We start from the raw sequence: 22,559 nt of genomic DNA, 5'->3' as shown, positions 1-22,559 counted from the left end.
AGGCGGCACACGTCTCCATGGCTCACGGCGACTCCCGCGGGCTCGCGGCGCTGCGCAGCAACTCGCCGGGCGCGGGCAGCCGCACCTCGGTGGCCGCGACCCCGTACAGGTCCTCGACGGTGTTCGCCGCGAGGTGGCACAACAGGAACCGCTCCACCGGTGACAGCCCCAGGCGGGTCAACTGCAGATACGTGTAATTCAGGATCAGTCGGTACTGGTCGAACCAGAGCTGGTCAACCACCTCCCCGGCCGGCCGGGGATGGTTGTGGAACGCGCTCTTGCGTGCCATCTCTGCGATCAGCTCGTCGTCCTCGGAGAACCGGCCCGCCCAGGGCGGATCCATGGACAGCTCACCGGCGGCCAGCAGCTCGGCCCCGCGTTGCGAAAAGGGAGCTGCCTCCTGCACCCAGCGGCATACCAGTCCTTCCGGCTGCGTCGGTGACTCAACTGCCCGCATGACGTGACGTACGCGTTCGGCGAGCTTCCCGGCATGCGCGGTGTAGTGCCGGTCCCACGCCTGTCGCAGCCCCTCGGCCTCCGGCCACCACGACAGGAAAGCTTCCGCATGCGACCGGAAGGACACAAAACCGCGCCGCAGCCCGACGCCGGACAACGCATGTGCCGTGGCGATCATGGTGTCGAAGCACAGCCCGGCCAACGGGTTGCCACGGCGGTGCGCGTGGTCGAGCATCTCGAAGGCGAGCGGCGTGGTGGCGTCGTAGAAGTCCGCGAGCAGATCGGCGGCCTGCACACTGCCGAGAACGTGCAGCCGCTGGTCATGGCCGGCCTCATGGACGGAGTTGTCCGCGTACAACGGGGTGACCGGGCCCGGTTCATGTTCGAGCTGGGCAAGACGTGCGTGCTGGGCCTCCAGCGTGGCGGCGTCGATCACCGCGGTTGACGGATGCTCGGCCAGATAGGGCTTGATCACCTCGTCCAGTGCGGGCAGCACGGTCGCCGCGAAGGATTCAGGCTCGGCGTTCACATTGATACGGACATGCGAGCCGCGTAGCCAGTGCAAGAGGTAGTGGGCCCCGGACACCTGCGGCGCTATCCGCTGCAAGAAAGGGCGGACGGCGTCCAGCAGTAAGCCGCTCTTGTCGTGGTCGTAGTAGTGGACGTGGAAGCTCCGCCACATCATGCCTCCTCGTATACGGCAGGATCGGTGACCGCACGGGCCGCCAGGTAACGCAGTGAGCCCTCGGCGTCGATGCGTACCCCGACGCGATTGGCGAAGAGGTGCGCGCACAGGTCCGCCGCGGACTCCGCTGACGGCGCGTCCGCGTCGGCGCCCAGCACATCCACGACGCCCGAGACGGAAGACGCCCACCGCTTCAGGCTGCTGTCGTCCGGCATGTGGGGCCATGCACGCCCGACCTTGCGCATGGTGGTGGCGAGGGTCAGCAACTGCTCGCGCCGGCGCAGAAACCGGGCGTCCGACGTCGTCTCCGCATCGACTGCGCCGAGCCCGCGCCGTGCGGACATTTTGGCGAGCTGCCGTCCTGCGAGCTCGTGCACGTCCTGAGCGCCGAGGAACCAGGCGAGCAACAGATGGCACAGGACGGCCAGTTCACGCTGTTCGGGGCTGCCGGCGCCGCGCAGCAGGTCCAATGCGAGCTCACTCGACGTGCTGAAGTGCTCCTCCACGAGTTCCAGCGACGCGCCCTGACCGTAGCGGTGATGCTCGGGAACGTAGGGCAGGAAGTGCAGGGAATTGTTGGCGTACATGCGCTCCGTGGGCCGCACGCCTTCCCACGCCCCGATCTCACGGGCGGAGCGCAGGTACTCCTCCTGACTGAGCGCCTCCGGGGCCGGGCTGTGCGCGAAGTACGCGAGGGCCCGCCGCTCGATGAGGCCGCGCACCGCGGCGGCGGCCTCCCGGCAGGAAGGCAGGACGCGCAACCGGATATGGGGACCACCGTCCCAGTACCGGAGGAAGAACCCGTGGTCCGCCAGCCGCCGCTCACGCAGTTCGTCGAGCAAGGGGTCCACCAGGTCGGTCAGCAGGCGATCGAGGTTGCCCTGAGAGAAGAGATGTGCGCTCACCCAGGATCGGTCGCCGTCCACGCGGCGTTCGTGGCCCATCAGCAGCCGTCCGCGGTCAGTTCGACGACGAACTCGGCGACCCTGGGCCCACCGCACTCGAACGGGGACGGGTCGGAAGGGTCGGGCAGTGCCTCCTCGAAGCCGACTCTGCCGCTGAACTCCTTGGTCATGTTCCTGAAGACGGCCACCATCGACAGGCTGGCGAAGTCGAGGAACATCGGTTTTCTGGACTTCACAAACACTCGGCTCACCCAGTCACCGTCTGTCGCATACAAGCGGACGAAGCAGCGCCGGGGTATCTGATGAGCTCGGAGCCATTCCGCCAAGCGCAGCAGATAGGCACCGTCCGGTTCGCCGGTGCGTTCCCGCGGTACACACGCGCTCGGGGCCGACCATTCGGCCCGTTGAACGACGGCCCTGCCCACCTCGATACGGGGTTGGAAGGCGACGTCCGAGGGCTCGTCGACCTCTCGGGGCTTGAACAGCGAAAGGCTCGGGTGCAGCAGATAGGACTGCCCGAACGCCGCGAACAGCAAGCGGGCCGCGGGCGGCAGCAACGGATCCGCCATCATGCCCAGATGCGCGGGTTGGACACGCCGGCCCTTGGACCGCGACCACAGTTCGAGCGTCGCCCCCAACGGTATGTGCCGCACGAGGAGATCGTTGAGTGGGATCCGCTCGTTCTCGGGGCGGGTACTGGTGGTGTAGGGGTAGTCGATTTCATACGGGGCGGCGGCCTTTCGCAGGTTCACCGATACACCGAAGGTGCCGGACATCTCGGCGAGCAGCGGAGAGTGCCCGTCGTCGGGGCGTGGCGCGTCGTTGATGTGCCCGCCGGCCTGGTCGAGCAGACGCGACCATCGAGCGCGCCCCTTTCCCCATCCGCCGCTGATCGTGTTCACCACTGCCTTCAGTTCGCCGTCCACGGTGTACGGCTGGAGGTAGCAGGCGATCGATCCCGGGGTGCGGACCCAGTCAGGCCACTGGGATGACAATTCCGTCAGGACCGCGGGGTCAGTGCGCAGGACGCCGTCTTCCTGCCGGTCGGCCGACAGCACGGTTCCCAGGGACTCGCGGCGCAGTCGGTGCAGCCGACTCAACGGGGGCACGGGGCTCCGCTCCAGCTCGTCAGCCGGAACCGGATTGCTGAGCTGGAGGAAGGGGCGCAACGGGCGCAGCCAGTCAGGGCAGTCCGCCTCGTCGCGGGCCAGGTCGGCCTGCACCGCCGCATGCAACGCGAGAAACGGAACGCTGGCTCCGGTGCCGAAGCGGTGTCCGGCATACGCGGTGAGCGCAACGCGGACCGGCAGCATGCGATCGTGCAGGGCAAGCCAGCGGCGCAGTACGTCCAAGTCGTCAAGCACCGGCCGCCATTGAGGAGCCGAGCAGCTGATGTCACCCCCGACGCGGACGGCATTCTCGTGAAAGGCGACCTTGCGCAGAACGTCGGCCTTGGGCCAGTCGAGCCCCAATTCCTGGCCGATGTCGGCGACCAGCGAGGAGATCGCGCGCTGTTGCTCCCGGTACGGGGCGACCGCTGCCGGCGAGGGATCCTGTTGCAGTCCGTCGCGCAGGGACTCCAGCAGAGGGATGACCTTCCGACGCCGGTCCGACGCCGTGGTACCGAGGTACTGGAGGAGGTCGTCCAGTGGCCTCTCCGACTGGTCCGGCACCGGCGATTCGTACTCCAGCACGCCCATCCGGACGAGTTGCTCGCAAAACCGTACCGCCGCCGACTGCTGCGGGGTACGCGCAGCCAGTGTGCTGTGCAGGTACCCCACCGTGCATCCGTCACCGACGATCCTCAGGCACTCCCTGACTTCCCGGGAGGCGGGTATGGCCACCAACGACTCGGCCGGCCTTCGCCCGAGGAAGGTGAATCGGCCGTCGAGCTCGATCAGGCTGGGATTCGGCCGGATCCGCAAGGCGTCGCTCGGCTTGCCGTCAGCGAGCAGGGAATGGGCGGTCTGCTCCAGGACCATACGGTCCAGTTCGAGCACGCAGCGCAGCTCGTCGTTGCCCGATGAGGAGAAGAGCGGCCCGGTGCCGGTCCAGGCACCAGCGGCCGTTGCGGTGAAGGTGCTGTACGGGCTGGTCTTGGTGGCCGCTCGGGAAACGAACTTCGTCAATCCGATGGCGGTGCGCCGCCGCAGCTTCGATTGGCCGGCGAGTTCGAGGCGCAGCAGCTCGTCCAGCAGGGCGGGACTGGCCTGAGACAGGGCATGCCGGAACACCGGGTCAGTAGCTGCTTTGAGGAGGCTTCTCGTTTCCTCGTGGGTTTCCTGCTCCGCGGTCGCAAAAAGTTCACCCAGGACCGATTCGCGTTTCCGCATGCGCTTCAGCCACTTTTCGACTTGCGTCGCCACTTCACCCGGGAGGGTCCTCGCGACACTCGGGCCCCATTCGCCTTTGGCCGGAAATCTTCGCCGATGGACGCAGCGCCTCAATGCCACCAGCCGGGGCTTGGATGCAGAGTCGACAAGCCCGCCGATCACTGAATATAACGCGTCCTTCAGGATTTCGGCGTCGACATCCAATGCTTCGTCCAGCGCCTGAATCTCTTTGACCAGCCCCCAGGAACGTCGCTGAGTCAATTCATCCAGCACCGAGACCGGGAGTCCGCAGAAGCGCACGAAAAAGGATTCCCTGACGGAGTACGAAGTCACGCATCATCCTTGCCTGAAGCCCGCCCATGCCCAGAACCTTCACACCGGGGCATCACTCCGCCGACCTGCCGCGGGATGCCGCCGGCGGGCGCCAGGGCAGTGATGCCCTGACGCCCGCCCCTTGGTTACGGCAGCGATGAACAGGAGCTTCCGCAGCTCGGCGACGAAGCGCCGTTCTCGACCAGACCGTGACCGCTGGTCAACGACTCCACCGTGAGCCCCCGGTCAGCCAGCTCGAATACGTCCGAGGGGATGTCCTCAAGGTTGAAATCGAACTCGTTGTCTTCCATCTACGACTCCTTCCGTAACAGGAATAATTCTCTGTCAGGTAATGACGGAGAAACTGGCAAGGAGCGTCGTACAGGTCATGCCGCCCCCATGTGTCGACGTCAAGGACGGTAACAGCAGTCGTTCACAAGTTCCACCGCCCAAGAATGTGATGGGATAAGTTCCGGTCAAGGTGGAGAGCGACTGCTCTTTTGCGGAACAATTGATTCCGATATTACGCGGCAGGTCGGCATTGACGGCCGGCCGCCGTCGAGGGCCGCGCCTTGCCGCATGACACCGGTTTCTCAATGCGGGCCTGAGCAACGCGGCTGTCGGTGTGGGGCTCGGTCCGCGCGAGCCATGGCGCAGCTTCTCGCCGAGGACGGGGCCTGAAATAACCGTCCGCGCCTGCTCTTCGCTGACGTCGCCGTCCCCTACCGGAGGCGGCCCTCGGCGACTTGCGTTCTGGTGGAGTTGAGCTGGAAGGAGCAGCACCACACTTCTGTTAGTCTTAAGCATTTGCGCGGCCGTGACGGCTGGCGATTCCGTCCGTGCGGTTTCCCTTGTTCGTCGGCTGCTCGTTCCTGCCGGGCCTTCCTCGGTACGTTCCCCATGCGGAAGGCTCTTCATGAATCACCCGGACCGCCTCGGTGCCTCACACGGCAGCCTCGCCCGGTCAGCGCCCCTCACGCCGGTGGTGCCCCCGGTCGCCTCCTTCGCGGACCTGGAACTGCCGGCCGAGGTGCTGCGCACGCTCACCGAGCTCGGCGTGCGCGAGCCCTTCCCGATCCAGGCGGCCACGCTGCCCCATGCCCTCGCAGGACGCGACGTCCTGGGGCGCGGGCGCACGGGATCGGGCAAGACGCTCGCCTTCGGCCTGCCGCTGCTCGTACGGACGGCCGGGCGGCGCGCGGAGCCGAAGCAGCCGCTCGCCCTGATCCTGGCGCCCACCCGGGAGCTGGCCCAGCAGGTGACCGAGGCGCTCGCGCCGTATGCCGAGGCGCTCCGGCTGCGGATGGCCACCGTCGTCGGCGGCATGTCGATCGGCCGGCAGGCCGCTGCGCTGCGCGACGGGGCCGAGGTCGTCGTCGCCACCCCTGGCCGTCTTCACGACCTGATCGAGCGCAGGGCCTGCCGCCTGGGACGGGTACGGATCACCGTCCTCGACGAGGCCGACCAGATGTGCGACATGGGCTTCCTGCCGCAAGTCACCGAGGTGCTCGACCAGGTGCACCCCGACGGCCAGCGGATGCTGTTCTCGGCCACCCTGGACCGCGACGTCGATCACCTGGTCCACCGCTACCTGCACGACCCCGTCGTCCACTCGGTCGACCCGTCCGCGGGCGCGGTCACGACGATGGACCACCATGTGCTGGTCGTCCACGGCCCCGACCGGTACGCCGTCACGACGGAGATCGCCGCCCGCGACGGCCGCGTACTGCTGTTCCTGGACACCAAGCACGCGGTCGACCAGCTCACCCGGCATCTGCGGGCCAGCGGAGTGCACGCCGCGGCCCTGCACAGCGGCAAATCCCAGCCGCAGCGCACACGGACCCTTGCACAGTTCAAGAACGGCCAGATCACCGTCCTGGTGGCGACCAATGTCGCGGCCCGTGGTCTGCACATCGACGACCTCGATCTCGTGGTGAACGTCGACCCGCCCACCGACCCCAAGGACTATCTGCACCGCGCGGGCCGCACTGCCCGGGCCGGTGAGTCCGGCAGCGTCGTCACGCTGGTGCTGTCGGGCCAGCGCCGCGAGATGAGCCGGCTGATGGCCGGGGCCGGCATCGAAGCGACGATCACCAAGGTGCGCTCGGGTGAGGCGGAGCTGAGCCGGATCACCGGGGCCAAGGCCCCCTCCGGTACCCCGCTCGACGGTGGGCCCGCCGCGCCCCGGGCCAAGAACACCAACGCCCCCTTCCGCGGCCTGGGCACCAGCAAGGACGCCTCCCGCGGCTCCGGCGGCAAGTCCCGCAAGGCCGGCGAGGCCCGTAAGCTCGCCGAGGCCCGCAAGGCGGCCCGGGTACGCCGCGGCAACTGAGGGCCGCTGCCCTGATAGAGCCCGCGTGGGCCGTTGTTACGATCCTCCGCATGGACGGAGCAGACACCTCGGTCGACGGAGAGGACGTGCGGCGGGTCGTCACTCTGGCCATCGACGCCCTGAGGGAGGCACCTCCCCAGGCCTGGGAGGCCAAGGCGGGAACGCTCGACTGGACGTGCTGGGAGACGCTCGAGCATCTCGCCGATGACCTGTTCACCTACGCCGCGAGGTTCGGACTGGCGAAGCCGCCGATGTCCACGGTGTTGCCGTTCCGGACGAGCAGTGACCGAAGCGGCGGACCTGCCAACGTCATCTTCGTTGAGCGGGCCTCGGGCCCCGAGGGCCTTCTGACCGTCCTGGAGGCGTGTGGCGGTCTGCTTGCGTCCGTCCTGCGCACGGCCCCTTCAACCACCGTTGCCTACCACGTCTTTGGGCCTTCGGACCCGGAAGGCTTTGCCGCCATGGGCGTCGTCGAGACCCTCGTGCACACCCATGACATCACTCAGGGTTTGGGTCTGGAGTGGTCACCGCCAAGGGAGTTGTGCGAACGGGTCCTGAAGAAGCTTTTCCCCCATGTCGCCGTTGAGGGTGACGCCTGGGAGATGCTGCTGTGGGCGACCGGACGCATCGCCCTCCCCGACCGTCAGCGACTCACCGAGTGGCGCTGGTACGGCGCGCAGGGCGGGTGAGTCCCTGCTGGACAGCGAGGCGAGCGCGGCGAGACCAGCGAGACCGGCAGGCACGACGAGCGCGGCGCGACGAGCCTAGCGAGCCGCCCTGGCCGGCCAGTTCATCCCATGCCTTTTCATCCCATGCCTTGCTGAACTGCAAGCGGCGGCCGCGCCCCCGGGATTCCGAGGGCGCGGGCCGCACCGGGCGCGGGTCAGGCCGCGCCGGAGCCCTCCATGGCCTGAACGAGGCTCTTTGGGCGCATGTCGGTCCAGTGGGTGTCGATGTACTCGAGTGCCGCGTCGCGACTGGTCTCCTCAAGGACGGTCCGCCAGCCTGCCGGAACGACGACGAATGACGGCCACAGCGAGTGCTGCCCCTCGTCGTTGATCAGAACCAGGTAGGTGCCGTCCGGGTCCTCGAAGGGATTGCTGCTCATCCGGTCACTCCCTCTCAGCGGATACGGTCTGTTCCTCTTCATCATGGTGACGGATTCATCATGGTGACGGATTCATCATGGTGACGGATTGGCGGTTGGCGAAGTGGCCGTATGGCTGGCGGAGCCGACGCTCTGCCTGAGCCGACCGTCCGGGCGAGCACGGGCGCCGGTCCCGCTCCGCCCCGGAAAGCGCGAACCAGCCACCGCAGAAGCCCAATCGGCCAGGGGTCAGCGCCTCGTCCCGGCGGGATAATCCGGACAACCGTGTGGCGCAAAACCGAGTGCAGCGCTCCCCCACCAGCACGTCCTAGACGCTTCAAGTAAACGTGAGATAGGGCATATTGCTGCGACTTTACTCTCCCATTGCCTGCTGTGTTTCGATGGGCCGGTCCACTTTCGATCAAACGGCCCACATCCGACGGCAGTCGCCGGCGTCACGCCGGGAAGACCGATGGGGATGCTCATACTCATGCCCGAAAACTGCCCTGAACTACACCTTTCCGAGGCTCAACTCGGGGTCTGGCTGGCGGAGCGTGCCGGGCACAGCCGCCCCGGCGCCTATCAATGGGCTGAGTACCTCGTCCTGGACGGCGATGTCGATGCCGGCCTCCTGGCCTCCGCGGTCACCAGAGCGGCTGCCGAGTGCGAGGCGGTCAACGTCCGCATCATCGAGACGACGGGTTCTTCGCCGGTACAACGGCTGCTCCGGGACCCGGAACACACCGTCGAAGTGGTCGACTTCCGGGGAGCGTCCGCCCCGGACGCCGCCGCACGGGAGTGGATGCGGGCCGAGATGGCCAAGGCCGGGGGCAGTGATGCCGGGCCGTTGTTCCTGGGGGCCGTGCTGCGTGTCGCGGACGACCGCTCGCTGGTGTTCCACCGGGTTCACCACCTCGCTCTGGACGGGGCGGGCATGGCCCTGTTCGCCGAACGCGTCGCCGAGATCTACAGCTGTCGGTACGAAGGGCGCGCCGTTCCGGAGAGCGGCTGGGCCGGGCTCCGTCCCTTGGTGCACGCCGAAGCCGCCTACCGGGAGGCCGCCGCACGTACCGCCGACCGGGACTGGTGGCTGGAGCGACTGGCCGGGCGGCCTGACTTCCTGAGCCTCGGCACCCATGCGGCCGCGGCGACGGACCGGTCGCTGCGGCTGACCAGGGTGCTGTCGGCGGAGGAGTTCGCCGGTTTTCGGGACGGTGCGGAGCGGCTCGGGCACCGCTGGACCCGGCTGTTCACCGCGGCGACCGCGCTCTATCTGCACGCGGTGACCGGCAGCCGCGATGTCGTACTGAGCCTGCCGGTCGCCGGCCGTCCGGCCCGGCTCACGCGGACCGTGCCCGCGATGTCGGCCAACGTCCTCCCCCTGCGGTTGCACGTCGATCCGGCGGCCCCCCTCGGCGCTCTGCTCGATCAAGTCGCCGACGAACTGCGGCTGGTGCGCCGTCACCAGCGTTACCGGGGTGAGCATCTGCGGCGTGAGCTGGGCTATCCCGAGGACGGCCGGAAGTTCTTCGGTCCGGTGCTCAACATCCAGCGTTTTGACCGGCCGTTGCGGTTCGGTCCGACGACCGCGACCGTCCACAACTTGCAGGCGCCGCCGTCGGAGGACCTCTCGATCGTCGCCTACGACCGTGGCGACGGTGTGCTGCGCCTCGACTTCGACGCCAATCCCGCCAACCACAGCGAGGAGTTGCTGCGGGACGTCGCCGACCGTTTCCCGCACATGCTGTGGCAGGTGGCGGAGGCCGACCGGGAGACTCCACTGGCCCGGATGGCGGCGTCCACCGCGAGGGAGCGCCGGCACGTCGCCGCTCTGGGCACAGGTGACCGTACGTCGGTCGCGCCCGGCGGCACGGCCGTCGGCCGGTTCGCCGATCAGGTGTCGCGCACGCCTGACGCTGTCGCGGTCCGCTCGGCCGGGACCGGGGAGCGGCTGACCTACCGCGAGCTGGACGCGCGGAGTTCGACGCTGGCCGCCGCGGTCGCCGCGGCAGGCGCGGGCCCGGAGCGGACCGTCGCGCTGCTGCTCGAACGCTCGGTGGACCTGGTCGTCGCGGCGCTCGCGGTGGTGAAGACGGGCGCGGCCTATGTTCCCCTGCAGCGGGACGACGCGGTCTCCCGGCAGGAAGCGGTGCTGTCCGACGCGGGAGCGCGGGTGCTGCTCACCGACCGGGAGACCGCCGACGATCCCCTCGTCGCGCCGGCACGTGACCGTGGGGTGCGGCAGTTGGACGTACGGGAGCGGGGAACGGCGGCCGGGGAGCCCCGGGCGATGCCGGATGCGCTGGCGTGCGTGATGTTCACCTCCGGCTCCACGGGGCGTCCCAAGGGGGTCGCCATCACCCAGGGCAACCTGGCCGGGCTCGCCGCGGACCGGTGGTGGACCGAGGGCGGCGCGGACCGGGTGCTGCTGTACTCGCCGCATGCCTTCGACGCGTTCAACCTGGAACTGTGGGTGCCGTTGCTGACCGGTGGCGAGGTGGTCGTCGCCCCGCCGGGGAGGCTGGACCCGGCCGGACTGTCCCGGATCACGGCGGCCACCGGGATCACCGGACTGTGGCTGACCGCCGGGCTGTTCCACGCGTTCGCCACCGAGGACCCCGCCTGTCTGGCCGGGCTGCGCCAGGTCTGGACCGGCGGTGATGTGGTGTCCCCGGCGGCGGTGCGCGCCGTGCGGTCCGCGCTGCCGGAACTCACCGTCGTCAACGGTTACGGGCCCACCGAGACCACGGTGTTCGGGACCAGGTTCGCCGTCGAGGAGATACCGGAGGGCGCCGGCTCGGTTCCCATCGGTGCGCCGCTGGACGGCAAGCGGGTGCTGCTGCTCGACGACGCGCTGCGGCCGGTGCCACCCGGCGTGGTGGGCGAGGTGTACCTCGGGGGTGTGGGGGTCGCGCGCGGCTACGTCGGCCGGGCGGCCGCGACCGCCGAGCGCTTCGTACCCGATCCTTTCGGCCCACCCGGCTCCCGCGTCTACCGCACGGGCGACCTGGCCCGCTGGAACCGCGACGGCCGGCTGGAGTTCGCCGGACGCGCCGACGGGCAGATCAAGCTCCGCGGCTACCGGATCGAACCGGGTGAGATCGACGCCGCGCTGCTGGCCGAGCCCGGGGTGCGCCAGGCCGCGACGATCCTGCGCGAGGACCGGCCGGGAGTGCGGCGGCTGGTCTCCTATGTGGCCGCGTCGGGTGACACGACGCGGCTGCTCGATGGCGTGGCGGACCGGCTGCCCCCGTACATGGTGCCGTCGGCCGTGGTGGCGGTGGACCGGCTGCCGTTGACCCGCAACGGCAAGCTCGACCGGCTCGCGCTGCCCGCTCCGGAGGACGGGAGCACGGACGTGGCCAGGGCTCCTCGCACCGCCGTCGAGCGCCGGCTGGCCGGGCTGTTCGGCGAGATCCTCGGCCTGGAGAGCGTTCCGCTCGACAAGGACTTCTTCCAGCTCGGCGGCGACAGCATCAAGGCGATCCAGCTCGCCGGTGCGGCGCAGCGGGCCGGTCTGGCCGTCAGCACCCCGGACGTGTTCCGCACACCCACCGTCTTCGCCCTCGCCGACGGCATGGGAACGGCGCCGGAGCCGGGGCACCGGATCGCGCTGGAGGACGCGGACGATCCCACAGTCCCGCTGACGCCCGTCATGCACTGGCTGCGTGAACGCGGCGGCCCGATCGACGGCTTCGTCCAGTCCCTGACCGTGCGTACTCCGGCGGGCATGACCGAAGCGCAGGTGCGCGCGGTGGTGCAGGCGCTGGTGGATCACCACGGCATGCTGCGGCTCTCGCTGAGAGCGGTGGACGGGCTGTGGGCTCTGGAAGTGCTGCCGCGCGGCACCGTCGAGTGGAACCGTCCTGGCACCCTGCTCGATCCCGGGCACGGGCAGGTGGTCCGCGCGAGCTGGCGGGATCCCGGACCGGCGGAGTCGGGCGAACTGACCCTCACCGTGCACCATCTCGGGGTCGACGGTGTCTCCTGGCGCATCCTCCAGGAAGACCTCCGTACCGCGTGGGAGGCCGTCCGGCACGGGCGCACACCGCAGCTGCAACGGACCGGCACCTCCTTCCCCCAGTGGGCGAAGGCGCTGGTCCAGTACGCGCACCACCCGTCCGTGCTCGGGGATTTCTCCCGGTGGCATGCGGTACCCGAGGATCCGCCCGTCGCCGGCCGTGCGCTGGACGGCGAGATGGACACCGAGGAGACCCGGCGCCGGCACTCCGCCACCCTGTCCGGCGCGCTCACCGCGCGTCTGGTGACCGACGCGACCGCGGCCTTCGACTGCTCGGTGCACGAACTGCTGCTGACCGCGTTCGCGCTGGCCGCCGCCGACTGGCGGGAGGGGCCGGACGCGCTGCTGGTGGACCTCGAAGGCCATGGGCGGGAGGAATTCGCCGCCAACCTGGACCTGTCCCGTACGGTCGGCTGGTTCACCACCCTGTGCCCCGTGGTACTCGATCCGGGCTGCTCCTGGGCGGACGCCCGCACCGATCCTGCCGTGCTGGACAGTGCGGTGGCCATGGTGCGGTCCTGCGTACGGGACGCCCCGCGCGCCGGTCTGACCCACGGTCTGCTGCGCTACCTCAACCCGCAGACCGGTCCGGCGCTGGCGGCCCGGCCGTCGCCGCAGTTCGCGTTCAACTACCTGGGCCGGTTCGATGTCGGCGGTGACGGCGACTGGGCGGTGCCGGCCGACTCCTCGGTGCTCGGTCCGGCCACCGGCGGCAAGCTGGCGATGGGCCACACCGTGGAACTCGACGCGGTGATCAACGATCATCCGGACGGCCCCCGGCTCGTGGCGCACTGGTCCTGGCCGGGTGAACTGCTCACCGAAGAACGGGTCTCCGGACTCGCGCGCCGGTGGTTCGACGTACTTGAGGCCCTGGCCCGGCGGGCCCGCGCCCGGGCCACCGGTGAGCTGCCCCTGCCGCCGCTGGCGCAGGGACTGCTGTTCCACTCGCTCTACGACCACGACGGCGCCGACCCGTACCTCGTCCAGTTCGTCTTCGAACTCGGCGGAGCGCTGGACCCCGCCGCGCTGCGCGACGCGCTCCACCGTCTGCTGCTGCGCCATCCCCAGCTCTCCGCGGGCATCCGGCACAGTCCGTCGGGGCGTCCCGTCCAGATGGTCGTCCCGGACTTCACCGTGGAATGGCAGGAGATACCCGCGCACGAGGACCTCGACCGTTTCCTCGACACCGACCGCAGGCGGCGGTTCGACCTCGCCAGTCCCCCACTGGTCCGCGCGGCCCTGCTGCGCCATGCCGACGCGCGGCACACCTTCGTACTGACCACACACCACCTCCTGCTGGACGGCTGGTCCATGCCGATCCTGATCAAGGAGTTGTTCTCGCTCTACGCCGGCCACGCGCTCCCGCCCGCGACGCCGTACCGCGACTTCCTCGACTGGCTGTCCACCAGGGACTCCCGCGCGGACGAGGCCGCCTGGCGCGCGCTGCTGTCCTCCGTGGACGGTCCGACGCTGGTCGGCGGGGCGGGACGGCGCGGTTCGGCCGCGGCCCGGCACAGGCTGACGGTCGAGCTGGACGACACCACGAGCGCGCGGATCGAGGCCGTGGCACGGCAGCACGGGCTGACCGCCAACGTCGTCGTACAGCTGGCGTGGGCGGTCCTGCTCGGTGCTCTGACCGGCCGCGACGACGTGGTGTTCGGCGCGACGGTCTCCGGCCGGCCGGCGGAGCTGCCCGGTGCGGAGCACATCGTCGGACTGCTGATCAACACCATTCCCGTGCGGGTCCGCCTCGATCCTCGCCGGTCGGTCGCCGAGTCCCTCGCGGACCTGCGCGCCCAGCAACTGTCCATGTGGGACCACCAGCACGCCGATCTGACGCAGCTGCAGTCGATCGCCGGGCATGCCGAACTCTTCGACACGGTCGTGGTCTTCGAGAACTATCCGATCGACGAGGAGGAGCTGCGCGATCTCGTGCCCGGCCTGGAACTCCGGGGCGTCCAGGGACGGGACGGCACGCACTACCCGCTGACGCTGATCGCCATGCCGGGCGACGGCCGCCTGCGACTCCGTCTCGACCACAGCAGCGACCTGTTCGACGAGGAAGAAGCCCGCCGCCTCCTCGACCGCCTCGGCACGCTGCTCGACCGGATCACCACGCGTCCGGAGGCGCGGTTGGGGCAGCTCGATCTGCTGCTGCCCGACGAAAAGGAGAGGCCGGCGGAGGCCGAAGCCGAGCCCGCCCCGATCGCCCTGCCCGCTCTGTTCGAGGAGCAGGTACGGCGGCGGCCGACGGCCCCGGCCCTCACCTGCGGGGACACCACCCTGTCGTACGGGGAGCTCAACGCGCGGGCGAACCGTCTGGCGCGGCTCCTCGTCGCGCGCGGGGCCGGACCGGAACGCCTGGTGGCCCTGGTGCTGGGACGTTCCACGGACCTCGTGGTCGCGGTGCTGGCCGTGCTGAAGTCGGGAGCCGGCTACCTGCCTCTGGACCCGGCCCACCCGGTGGAGCGGGTGCGGCAGGTGCTGGCCGACGCCGCTCCCGTGCTCGTCGTGACCGGAGAGCCGCTCGCGGTGCCGGATCCGCAGATCGTGCTCGACGGCACCGATCCGGCCGCCGGCTATCCGGCGGACGATCTCGGTCTCGCCGTGGACCCCGACAGCGTCGCCTACGTGATCTACACCTCGGGCTCCACCGGAGCGCCCAAGGGTGTCGTGGTCTCGCACCACAATGTCGGGCGGCTGCTCGCGGTGACCGACAGCCGGTTCGGTTTCGGCGACCACGATGTGCACACGCTGTTCCACCCCTATGCCTTCGACGTCTCGGTGTGGGAGCTGTGGACGGCGCTGGGCCGTGGAGGCCGCTTGGTGGTGGTGCCGGACGACGTCGCCAAGTCACCACGGGAATTCCTGGAGCTGCTCGCCCGGGAGCAGGTCACCGCGCTGAGCCAGACTCCGTCGGCGTTCTACCAGCTCATGCGGGCCGCATCGGAGACGGAGCCGGGCGGGCTGCCCGCGCTGCGGGTCGTCGTGTTCGCCGGTGAGGCGCTGGAACTCTCCCGCATCCGTTCCTGGCACGGCCCCGGCCGGCCGAAGCTCGTCAACATGTACGGGATCACCGAGACCACCGTGCACTCGACTCACGCCGAGCTGACCGATCCCGACGAGACGGCCGGTGTCATCGGCACCGCGCTGCCCGATCTGCAACTGCACCTGCTGGACCACGCGCTGCGTCCGGTCCCGCCGGGCTGCCCCGGCGAGATCTACGTGGCCGGTCCCGGTGTGACGCGCGGGTACCTGGGACGCCCCGGGCTCACCGCGAGCCGGTTCGTCGCCGACCCCTTCGGCGCGCCCGGTGCCCGCATGTACCGCTCCGGGGACCTCGGGCGGCGCCGGGCCGACGGCACACTGGAGTATCTGGGCCGGACGGATCACCAGGTGAAGATCCGCGGCTACCGGATCGAGCCCGGGGAGGTCGAGCGCGTCCTCGAACGGCACCCCGCCGTGGACCGCGCCGTGGTGCTCGCGGACGCGGATGCCGACGGCGGCCGACTGCTCTGCTACGCCGTGACGCAGGGGGATCCGGCGCCCGCCGAACTGCGCGCGTACGCCCGGACGGTGCTGCCCGCCCACATGGTGCCCGCGTTCATCCTCCCGGTCGACGAGATCCCCCTGACCGGCAACGGCAAGCTGGACCGCGGAGCTCTGCCGCGACCGGAGTCCGCACTGCCGGTGAGCCGCCCGCCGGCGACCGAGCGGGAGCGGCTCCTGTGCGCGCTGTTCGCCGAGACGCTGGGGGTCCCCGAGGTCGGCGCGGAGGACAGCTTCTTCGATCTGGGCGGGCATTCGCTGCTGGCCACCCGCCTGATCAACCGGGTGCGGGCGGAGACCGGGTGCGAGCTGAGCATCCGCACCCTGTTCGACGCCCCCGTCGTCGCCGACCTGGCGCGGTGCCTGCCGGAGCCGGCCGGTACCCCGCGCGTCGGACTCACCACGGCCGCACGGCCGGAGCGGATCCCGCTCTCCCCCGCGCAGCGGAGACTGTGGTTCTTCAGCAGGCTGGCCGGCCCCAACTCGGTCTACAACATGTCCTTCGCGACGCGGCTGAGCGGTCCGCTGGCGACGGAACACCTGTATGCGGCGCTCGGCGACGTTCTCGTCCGGCACGAAAGCCTGCGCACCAACGTCAGCGAGATCGACGGCGAGCCTTACCAACACATCGGCGCGGCCGAGGAGTTGTCGTTCGAGGTGGTGACGACGTCGGAGGCCGAGCTGCCCGGCCTGCTCGCCGAAGCGGCCACGTACGTCTTCGACCTCTCCGTCGAACTCCCGGTCCGTGTCCTGCTCTTCGAGACCGCACCCGAGCGGCACGTGTTGCTGATCCTGCTGCATCACATCGCCGCCGACGGCTGGTCACTGGCTCCGCTGTCCCGCGACCTGTCCACCGCCTACCGCGCACGCATCGCGGGCGAGGCCCCGCGGTGGACGAGCCGGCCCGTGCAGTACGCGGACTACACCGTCTGGCAGCGCGGTCTCGACCTCCGCCCCGAGCTCTCGTACTGGACAAAGGCACTGCGCGGCGCCCCGGAAGTGCTGCCGCTGCCGCTCGACCACGCCAGACCGCCGGTGTCCGCACACCGCGGGGAGACCGTCGACTTCACCCTGGACGGCGGCCTGCACGCACGGCTGAACCAGCTCGCACGGTCCACCGGCACCAGCCTGTTCATGGTGATGCACGCCGCGCTCGCGGTGCTGCTGTCACGGCTCGGTGCCGGCGCTGACATCCCCATCGGCACCCCGGTGGCCGGGCGCCACGACGAGGGGCTGCACGACACCGTCGGCTGCTTCGTCAACACGGTGGTGCTGCGCACCGACCTCAGCGGAACGCCGACGTTCGCCGAACTGCTGGAGCGGGTCCGGACCACCGACCTCGATGCCTTCGCCCACCAGGAAGTGCCGTTCGAGCAGGTGGTCGAGGCGGTCAACCCGCCGCGCACGCTCTCCTGCCACCCCGTCTTCCAGGTGATGCTGGCCTTCCAGGACACACCGCCCGTCGCGTTCGACCTACCGGGACTGCGGGTCGAGCCGGTCGCCGCACACGGCGGCGCTTCCCGCATGGACCTGCTGTGGAGCCTGCGCCAGCATCACGGGGACGACGGTGCGGAAGCCGGTATCGAAGGCCAACTGGAGTACGACACCGAGCTGTTCACCCCGGCCTCCGCGCGTCTGCTGCTCGCGCGGCTGGACGATCTGCTGGGGGCGTTGGTGGCGGAGCCGCACCGCCGGATCGCCGACCTCCCGATCCTCGTCGCCGGCGAGCGGGAGCGGATGCTCGGGCGCTGGAACTCCACCGCCCACGACGTGCCCGAGACCACCGTGGCCGAACTGTTCGCGGCACAGGTCCTCCGCGTTCCCGACGCACCGGCCGTACGGCACGGGGACACCGTGCTCACCTACCGGGAGCTGTCCGAGCGGGCGGCGCGCATCGCGGCGGAGCTGAGTGAGCGCGGGGCCGGCCCGGGCAGTCTGATCGCGCTGGAGCTGCGGCGCGACCCCGACCTGCCCGCCGCCCTGCTCGCGGTCCAGTCGATCGGTGCGGCCTATCTGCCCATCGACCCCTCGCTGCCGCCACAGCGGATCGCGGCGCTGCTGGCGGACGCCCGCCCCCTGCTGGTGGTACGCCACGACGACGGGCTCACGGTCACCGCGGGCTCCGGGGAACCGGCGCGCGTACCGGAGAACACGGCGTACGTGACGTACACCTCGGGCTCCACCGGGCGTCCGAAGGGGGTCGTCGTGCCCCACAGCGCGCTGACGAACCTGGTGCTCGCCCTGCGCGAGCGGCTGGCGGTCGGCGCCGAGGACCGCGTACTGGCCGCCGCGCCCGCGGGCTTCGACATGTCCCAGCCCGAGCTGTACCTCCCGCCGGTCACCGGTGCCACGATGGTGCTCGCCGGCCACGGCGCACTGCGGGACCCCGACGAGCTGTCCGCCCTGCTCGACCGGCACCAGGTCACCGTGATGCAGGCGACCCCGTCGCTGTGGCAGACCCTCCTGACCCGGCGGCCGGACCGGCTGCGCCACATCCGCGCGGTCATCGGCGGCGAGGCGGTACCGCCGGAGCTGGCCGAAACGCTGTCCGGCTGCACGGCGTCCCTGCTGGCCTGTTACGGCCCGACCGAGACCACCGTCTGGTCCACCACCCACCCGGTCGGCCGTGTGGCATCCGCCGCGGTGCCCCTCGGGCGCCCCCTGTGGAACACCCGCTGCTATGTGCTCGACGCCAGGTTGGGGCCGGTGCCCCCGGGCGTGACCGGCGAGCTGTACGTGGCCGGTGCGGGCGTGGCCACGGGCTACCTGCACCGGCCCGGACTGACCGCGACCCGGTTCGTCCCGGACCCCTTCGGCCCGGAGGGGGACCGGATGTACCGCACCGGCGATCTCGCGTCATGGACCGCCGACGGAGTCCTGCACTTCCACGGCCGGACCGACGACCAGGTGAAGATCCGCGGCCATCGCGTCGAGCTCGGGGAGATCGAGGCCGTGCTGGCCCGCCACGAGGACGTCGACGCGGCCGCGGTGGCCGTCCACGACCGGAAGGCCGACGACCGCCGACTGGTCGGCTACGTCGTCCCCGCCGACGCCGATCTGCGCTCGGTGGGCGCACACCTGGCCCGGCATCTGCCGGACTACATGGTGCCCACCCGCCTGCTCGCACTGGACCGGCTCCCCCTCAGCGCCAACGGAAAGCTGCTGCGCGACCAACTGCCCGAACCGGACTGGGCGTCCGCGGGCGACTCGCCGCCGCCGGAGAACCTCCGCGAGCACCTGATGTGCGAGATCTTCGCCGAGGTGCTGGATCTGCCCCGGGTCGGCCCCGGCGACCACTTCTTCGAACTGGGCGGGCACTCGCTCCTGGCGGCCCGGCTGACCGACCGGGTGCGGACCGTGCTCGGGCTGGAGCCGACGATCCGGAACGTCTTCGAGGCGGCCTCCCCCGCAGCGCTGAGCCGGCTGCTGGACCGGGCACCGTCGCAGAGCGCACCCACGCACCTCGTGCCGTTCCGGACCGGCGGCCCGGCGGCACCGGTGTTCTGCGTCCATCCGCTCAGCGGGATCAGCTGGGTGTACTCGGGGCTGCTGCGGCACATCGACCGCGACCACCCGGTGTACGGCATCCAGGCCGAGGGGCCCGGCGGAGTGGCGGACCTGCCCGGCACCGTCGAAGCGATGGCCGAGCGCTACCTGGGCCTGCTGCGTTCGGTCCGCCCCAGCGGCCCCTACCACCTGGTCGGCTGGTCCTTCGGCGGGCTCGTGGCGCATGCGATGGCGGTCCGGCTGCACGAGCTCGGCGAGCCGGCCGGATCGCTGTTCCTGGTGGACACGGTCGCCGGTACCGGACCCGGGCCGGAAGATCCCATCGACGACCAGCGCGTCTTCCGAGTGCTGCTGACGGCCGCGGGACTCGACGGCGAGCGCTTCGCTTCGGCGGACCTCGACTTCGACACCGTCTCGGCGCTGCTGCACAAGGAAGGCAGCGTATTCGCCCGGTTCACCGAGGACGACATCGGCCGCGTCATCGCGGTGTCGCGCCACAACTACAGGCTCGCGCGGACCTACCGGCCGCCGCGCTACCCGGGCGACACCACCTACATCGAAGCGACGGCGCACACACCGCGCCCCGTCCCGCACCACGACCTGTGGCGGCCCCACGTCGGTGGCGACCTGACCGTCGGTCACGCGACCGCGCCCCACCATCGCGTGCTGCAGCCGCAGCACGTGGCCGAGGTCGGAGTCCAGCTCCGCGACCTGCTGAGGAGGCAGCGTTGATCCGCACCGGGGCCGGCGCCCTCGCCGAACTGCCCGCAGGTGCACGGGTGGTGATCCGGCTGCCCAACGGCAGCGCACTGGCGGACGTGCTGCTCACCTGCTTCGACCGGCGTCTCGTCGCGGTCCCGCTGCACCCGCAGGCCACCGACCGGGCGGTCGCGGGGATCGCCGAGCGCGTCTCCGCGGCCGCCCTGGTGGACGTCCACGGCCTGCACCGCACCGCGCTCCCCGACGCCCATACCGTCCCGGACGACCTCGCCTTCATCATGTTCACCTCGGGCTCCACCGGCCCGCAGAAGGGGGTCATGCTCAGCCGCCGGGCGGTCCTGGGCAACGCGGCCAAGACCGCGGCACTGCATGGGCTGTCACCGGAGCGCCCGCATGGAACCTGCCTTCCGCTGTACCACTGCAACGCGCTGGTGATGTCGCTGCTCGGCACACACCTCACCGGTACGCCGCTGACCCAGCAGGCCGCCTTCGACCCGGCCGGCTACTTCGCCGCGCTGGGCGCCGCCGGGGCCAGGACCGCCTCCATCGTGCCCGCCCTGCTGGCGGACCTGCTGGAGGTGGGTCCCGACTGGCCGGAAGGCCTGGAGTACCTGATCACCGCGGCCGCCCCGCTGACCAGCGACCTCGCCCGCCGTTTCCACCGCCGGTACGGTCCGCGCCTGCGGCAGGGCTACGGCCTGACCGAGGCGGTCAACTTCAGTTTCACCATGCCCCGGCTCGACGACGCCGAGTTCCGCGACCAGTACCTGGAGCATGTGCCCCCGGTCGGGGCGCCGCTGCCGGACACCGAACTCCGGCTGGAGTCCGGTGAGGTGTGGATCAGAACGCCGGACCTGATGACCGGCTATTGGCAGGACAGCCGTACGACCGCCGCCACCGTCACCGACGACGGCTGGCTGCGCACCGGCGATCTGGGCGAACTGCGCGACGGCCTGCTCGTCCTGCGCGGCCGCGCCGGCGAGCGCATCAACCGGGGCGGGGAGAAGCACTACCCGCTCGACATCGAGCACGGCTGGCGTCAAGCGGGCCTGTCCGGCCGGTTCGCGGCGGTCGCGGTGGACGAACCCTCACTCGGCCAGGACATCGGGCTGATCGCCACAGAGCAGCCGGTCTCCGCCGTACGCGACCTGTACGAACGGGCACAACTGCGCCCGACGGCCCTCCAGTTCGGCGGCCTCCTGGCGACGTCCACCGGAAAGCCCCAGCGCAAGGCGATGAGCCGGGTACTCACCGCGCGCCGACTGGCTCCCGCGCGCTACGAACGGTTGCTGCGCTACGCCGCGGCCACCGCACACGACCTGCTGCACTCAGGCGCCGACCACCCCGGCCTGCGCGCGCTGGCCACGCAGGCAGGTGACCGCCCCCACCCGGACGAGGAGACCATCTTCGGCGCCTTCGACTTCCTGCGCGAACACTGGCACCACGAGGACAACGCGGAACTGTCCCGGGCCAAGGCCCACTGGCGTACGACGCTGCGCACCGAGTGGCCTCTGGCAGTGCACGCGGAGCTCGCCGCGGAAGTGGCGGCCCGCCACGGTTTCGAGGGACCGCCGGTGCCGTTCGGCACCGAAGCCCTCTTCGGCGACGGCGCACTGCAGGTGCTCCCGCACGGGCCCGCGGCCGACGGCCCGGTATGGCCGCTGGGCCCGCTGCTGTCCTTTCTGGACGGTCCCCTCGGGGGCTGCGAGAGGGATCGCTGGACACGGCTGGCCCGGCTGCGCGACCGCGGATTCCTGACCACAGGCTGCTCGGTGCTGCGCGCCGGGCGACACGACCTGGGCGGCGTGCTGTGGGCACGGCAGCCGGATTTCGGACCGAACGAGCACGCTGGAGCGACTGGATGACACACGGCACCGAAACGACCGGGCGGATGAAGCAGTCCCCCGACCACGAGGACGAGATCCTCGACGTCCGGCGGCATCAGGACCCCGGCCGGAACCGGCTGACTCCGGTGGTGCAACTGCCACCGGACGTCGCCCTGAGCGTGGTCGACGCCCTCGCCGGCCTGGTCCGGGCGGCACACCACACCGAGCAGACTCACCCCACCCCCGCCGGCGTGCTCAAACAGGCGCAGGAGTTCGAGGAGGGCGACGTCTTCATGCTGGAGCCCCCCTTCGAGGGCTTCTTCGCCGACCGTTACCTGATGGACTTCTACGACACCTCCGAACGGGACATCTGCTCACGCATGCACCTGCACACCGGGTTGCGGTTCGTGCGGATGATGACGGGCCCGGAGACCACGATCCGGGTCTCCAGCCTGTCCCCCATCACCGTGCGCCCCGCGGCAGCGAACTGGACCGGTCCGCTGCGGGCCTTCACCGACGCGTTGCCCGGTACGCCCACCGGAGTGCACCGGGACCGGCACAATGTGATCGTCCCGCCGAACTCCTGGGTGGACATGCAGATCCCGCGCGGGGTGTCCCACCAGTTCAACGCGGTAGGACCGAACGCGGTGATCGACTCGGTGCACCCCGAGGAATCCATCGAGACGCTGCGCGAGGGAATGTCGGGCTACCGGATGATGGCGCAGACCATCTTCCTCGCCAAGGACAAGAGCCCGGCCACCACGTGCGCCAACCTCACCGATCCGAGCAGCAGCACCCGCCATTGACCATGGTGAAACCGAACGGA

Annotated in this window: 10 protein-coding genes; 5 read left to right on the top strand and 5 right to left on the bottom strand. The window is 70.5% G+C overall.

The features are described from left to right. Positions 1-22 precede the first annotated feature (22 nt). The 4 genes from STRNI_RS38840 to STRNI_RS38825 form a co-directional block, all read right to left on the bottom strand. The gene (locus STRNI_RS38840) at positions 23-1,141 is read right to left on the bottom strand and encodes a thiopeptide maturation pyridine synthase (RefSeq protein ID WP_277412958.1); all 1,119 of its coding nucleotides are present in this window, start codon (positions 1,139-1,141) and stop codon (positions 23-25) included. Then, positions 1,138-2,067 carry a thiopeptide-type bacteriocin biosynthesis protein gene (locus STRNI_RS38835; RefSeq protein WP_277412957.1) on the bottom strand — a complete coding sequence of 310 codons (930 nt, stop codon included), beginning with the start codon at positions 2,065-2,067 and terminating at the stop codon, positions 1,138-1,140. Before STRNI_RS38835 ends, STRNI_RS38840 begins: the two co-directional genes overlap by 4 nt. A 17-nt stretch (positions 2,068-2,084) precedes the next feature. Then, a complete protein-coding gene (locus STRNI_RS38830) occupies positions 2,085-4,712 on the bottom strand; it encodes a lantibiotic dehydratase (protein WP_277412956.1) in 2,628 nt (875 codons plus the stop codon). Between the two features lie 125 nt (positions 4,713-4,837). After that, positions 4,838-5,002 carry a thiomuracin/GE37468 family thiazolyl RiPP peptide gene (locus tag STRNI_RS38825; protein WP_148587902.1) on the bottom strand — a complete coding sequence of 55 codons (165 nt, stop codon included), beginning with the start codon at positions 5,000-5,002 and terminating at the stop codon, positions 4,838-4,840. Positions 5,003-5,607: 605 nt separating this feature from the next. On the opposite strand from STRNI_RS38825, the gene STRNI_RS38820 reads away from it, so the two are divergent. Then, on the top strand, positions 5,608-7,023 hold the full coding sequence (locus STRNI_RS38820) for a DEAD/DEAH box helicase (RefSeq protein WP_277412955.1): 1,416 nt from the start codon (positions 5,608-5,610) through the stop codon (positions 7,021-7,023). Between the two features lie 50 nt (positions 7,024-7,073). Continuing rightward, positions 7,074-7,712, top strand: a complete 639-nt coding sequence (locus STRNI_RS38815; protein ID WP_277412954.1) for a maleylpyruvate isomerase N-terminal domain-containing protein — start codon at positions 7,074-7,076, stop codon at positions 7,710-7,712. A gap of 194 nt (positions 7,713-7,906) precedes the next feature. Here the strand turns inward: STRNI_RS38815 and STRNI_RS38810 are convergent, their stop codons facing one another. After that, entirely contained in the window at positions 7,907-8,131 is a 225-nt protein-coding gene (locus tag STRNI_RS38810) for an MbtH family protein (RefSeq protein ID WP_109886861.1), read from the bottom strand. Positions 8,132-8,600: 469 nt separating this feature from the next. Here STRNI_RS38810 and STRNI_RS38805 point away from each other — a divergent pair, with 469 nt between their 5' ends. Genes STRNI_RS38805 through STRNI_RS38795 form a run of 3 tightly spaced genes read left to right on the top strand, consistent with a single transcriptional unit; the run spans position 8,601 to position 22,539 of the window. Then, positions 8,601-19,919, top strand: coding sequence for an amino acid adenylation domain-containing protein (locus tag STRNI_RS38805; protein WP_277412953.1), 11,319 nt, complete (start codon positions 8,601-8,603; stop codon positions 19,917-19,919). After that, a complete protein-coding gene (locus STRNI_RS38800; protein WP_277412952.1) occupies positions 19,916-21,772 on the top strand; it encodes a class I adenylate-forming enzyme family protein in 1,857 nt (618 codons plus the stop codon). Before STRNI_RS38805 ends, STRNI_RS38800 begins: the two co-directional genes overlap by 4 nt. Then, on the top strand, positions 21,769-22,539 hold the full coding sequence (locus STRNI_RS38795) for a hypothetical protein (protein ID WP_277412951.1): 771 nt from the start codon (positions 21,769-21,771) through the stop codon (positions 22,537-22,539). The genes STRNI_RS38800 and STRNI_RS38795 overlap by 4 nt, the downstream gene beginning before the upstream one ends. Positions 22,540-22,559 lie beyond the last annotated feature (20 nt).

Origin of the sequence: Streptomyces nigrescens, assembly GCF_027626975.1 — a bacterium.
In the GTDB taxonomy this organism is placed as follows: Bacteria; Actinomycetota; Actinomycetes; order Streptomycetales; family Streptomycetaceae; genus Streptomyces; species Streptomyces nigrescens.
Note: the sequence above shows the minus strand (reverse complement) of the source record. Positions and strands in the feature narration are given on the sequence as shown.

Excerpts from the sequence above, each read along its gene's own strand:
- STRNI_RS38815 (WP_277412954.1), top strand. The coding sequence starts at position 7,074 with ATGGACGGAGCAGACACCTCGGTCGACGGAGAGGACGTGCGGCGGGTC.
- STRNI_RS38825 (WP_148587902.1), bottom strand. The coding sequence starts at position 5,002 with ATGGAAGACAACGAGTTCGATTTCAACCTTGAGGACATCCCCTCGGAC.
- STRNI_RS38820 (WP_277412955.1), top strand. The coding sequence starts at position 5,608 with ATGAATCACCCGGACCGCCTCGGTGCCTCACACGGCAGCCTCGCCCGG.
- STRNI_RS38840 (WP_277412958.1), bottom strand. The coding sequence starts at position 1,141 with ATGATGTGGCGGAGCTTCCACGTCCACTACTACGACCACGACAAGAGC.
- STRNI_RS38810 (WP_109886861.1), bottom strand. The coding sequence starts at position 8,131 with ATGAGCAGCAATCCCTTCGAGGACCCGGACGGCACCTACCTGGTTCTG.
- STRNI_RS38795 (WP_277412951.1), top strand. The coding sequence starts at position 21,769 with ATGACACACGGCACCGAAACGACCGGGCGGATGAAGCAGTCCCCCGAC.
- STRNI_RS38805 (WP_277412953.1), top strand. The coding sequence starts at position 8,601 with ATGCCCGAAAACTGCCCTGAACTACACCTTTCCGAGGCTCAACTCGGG.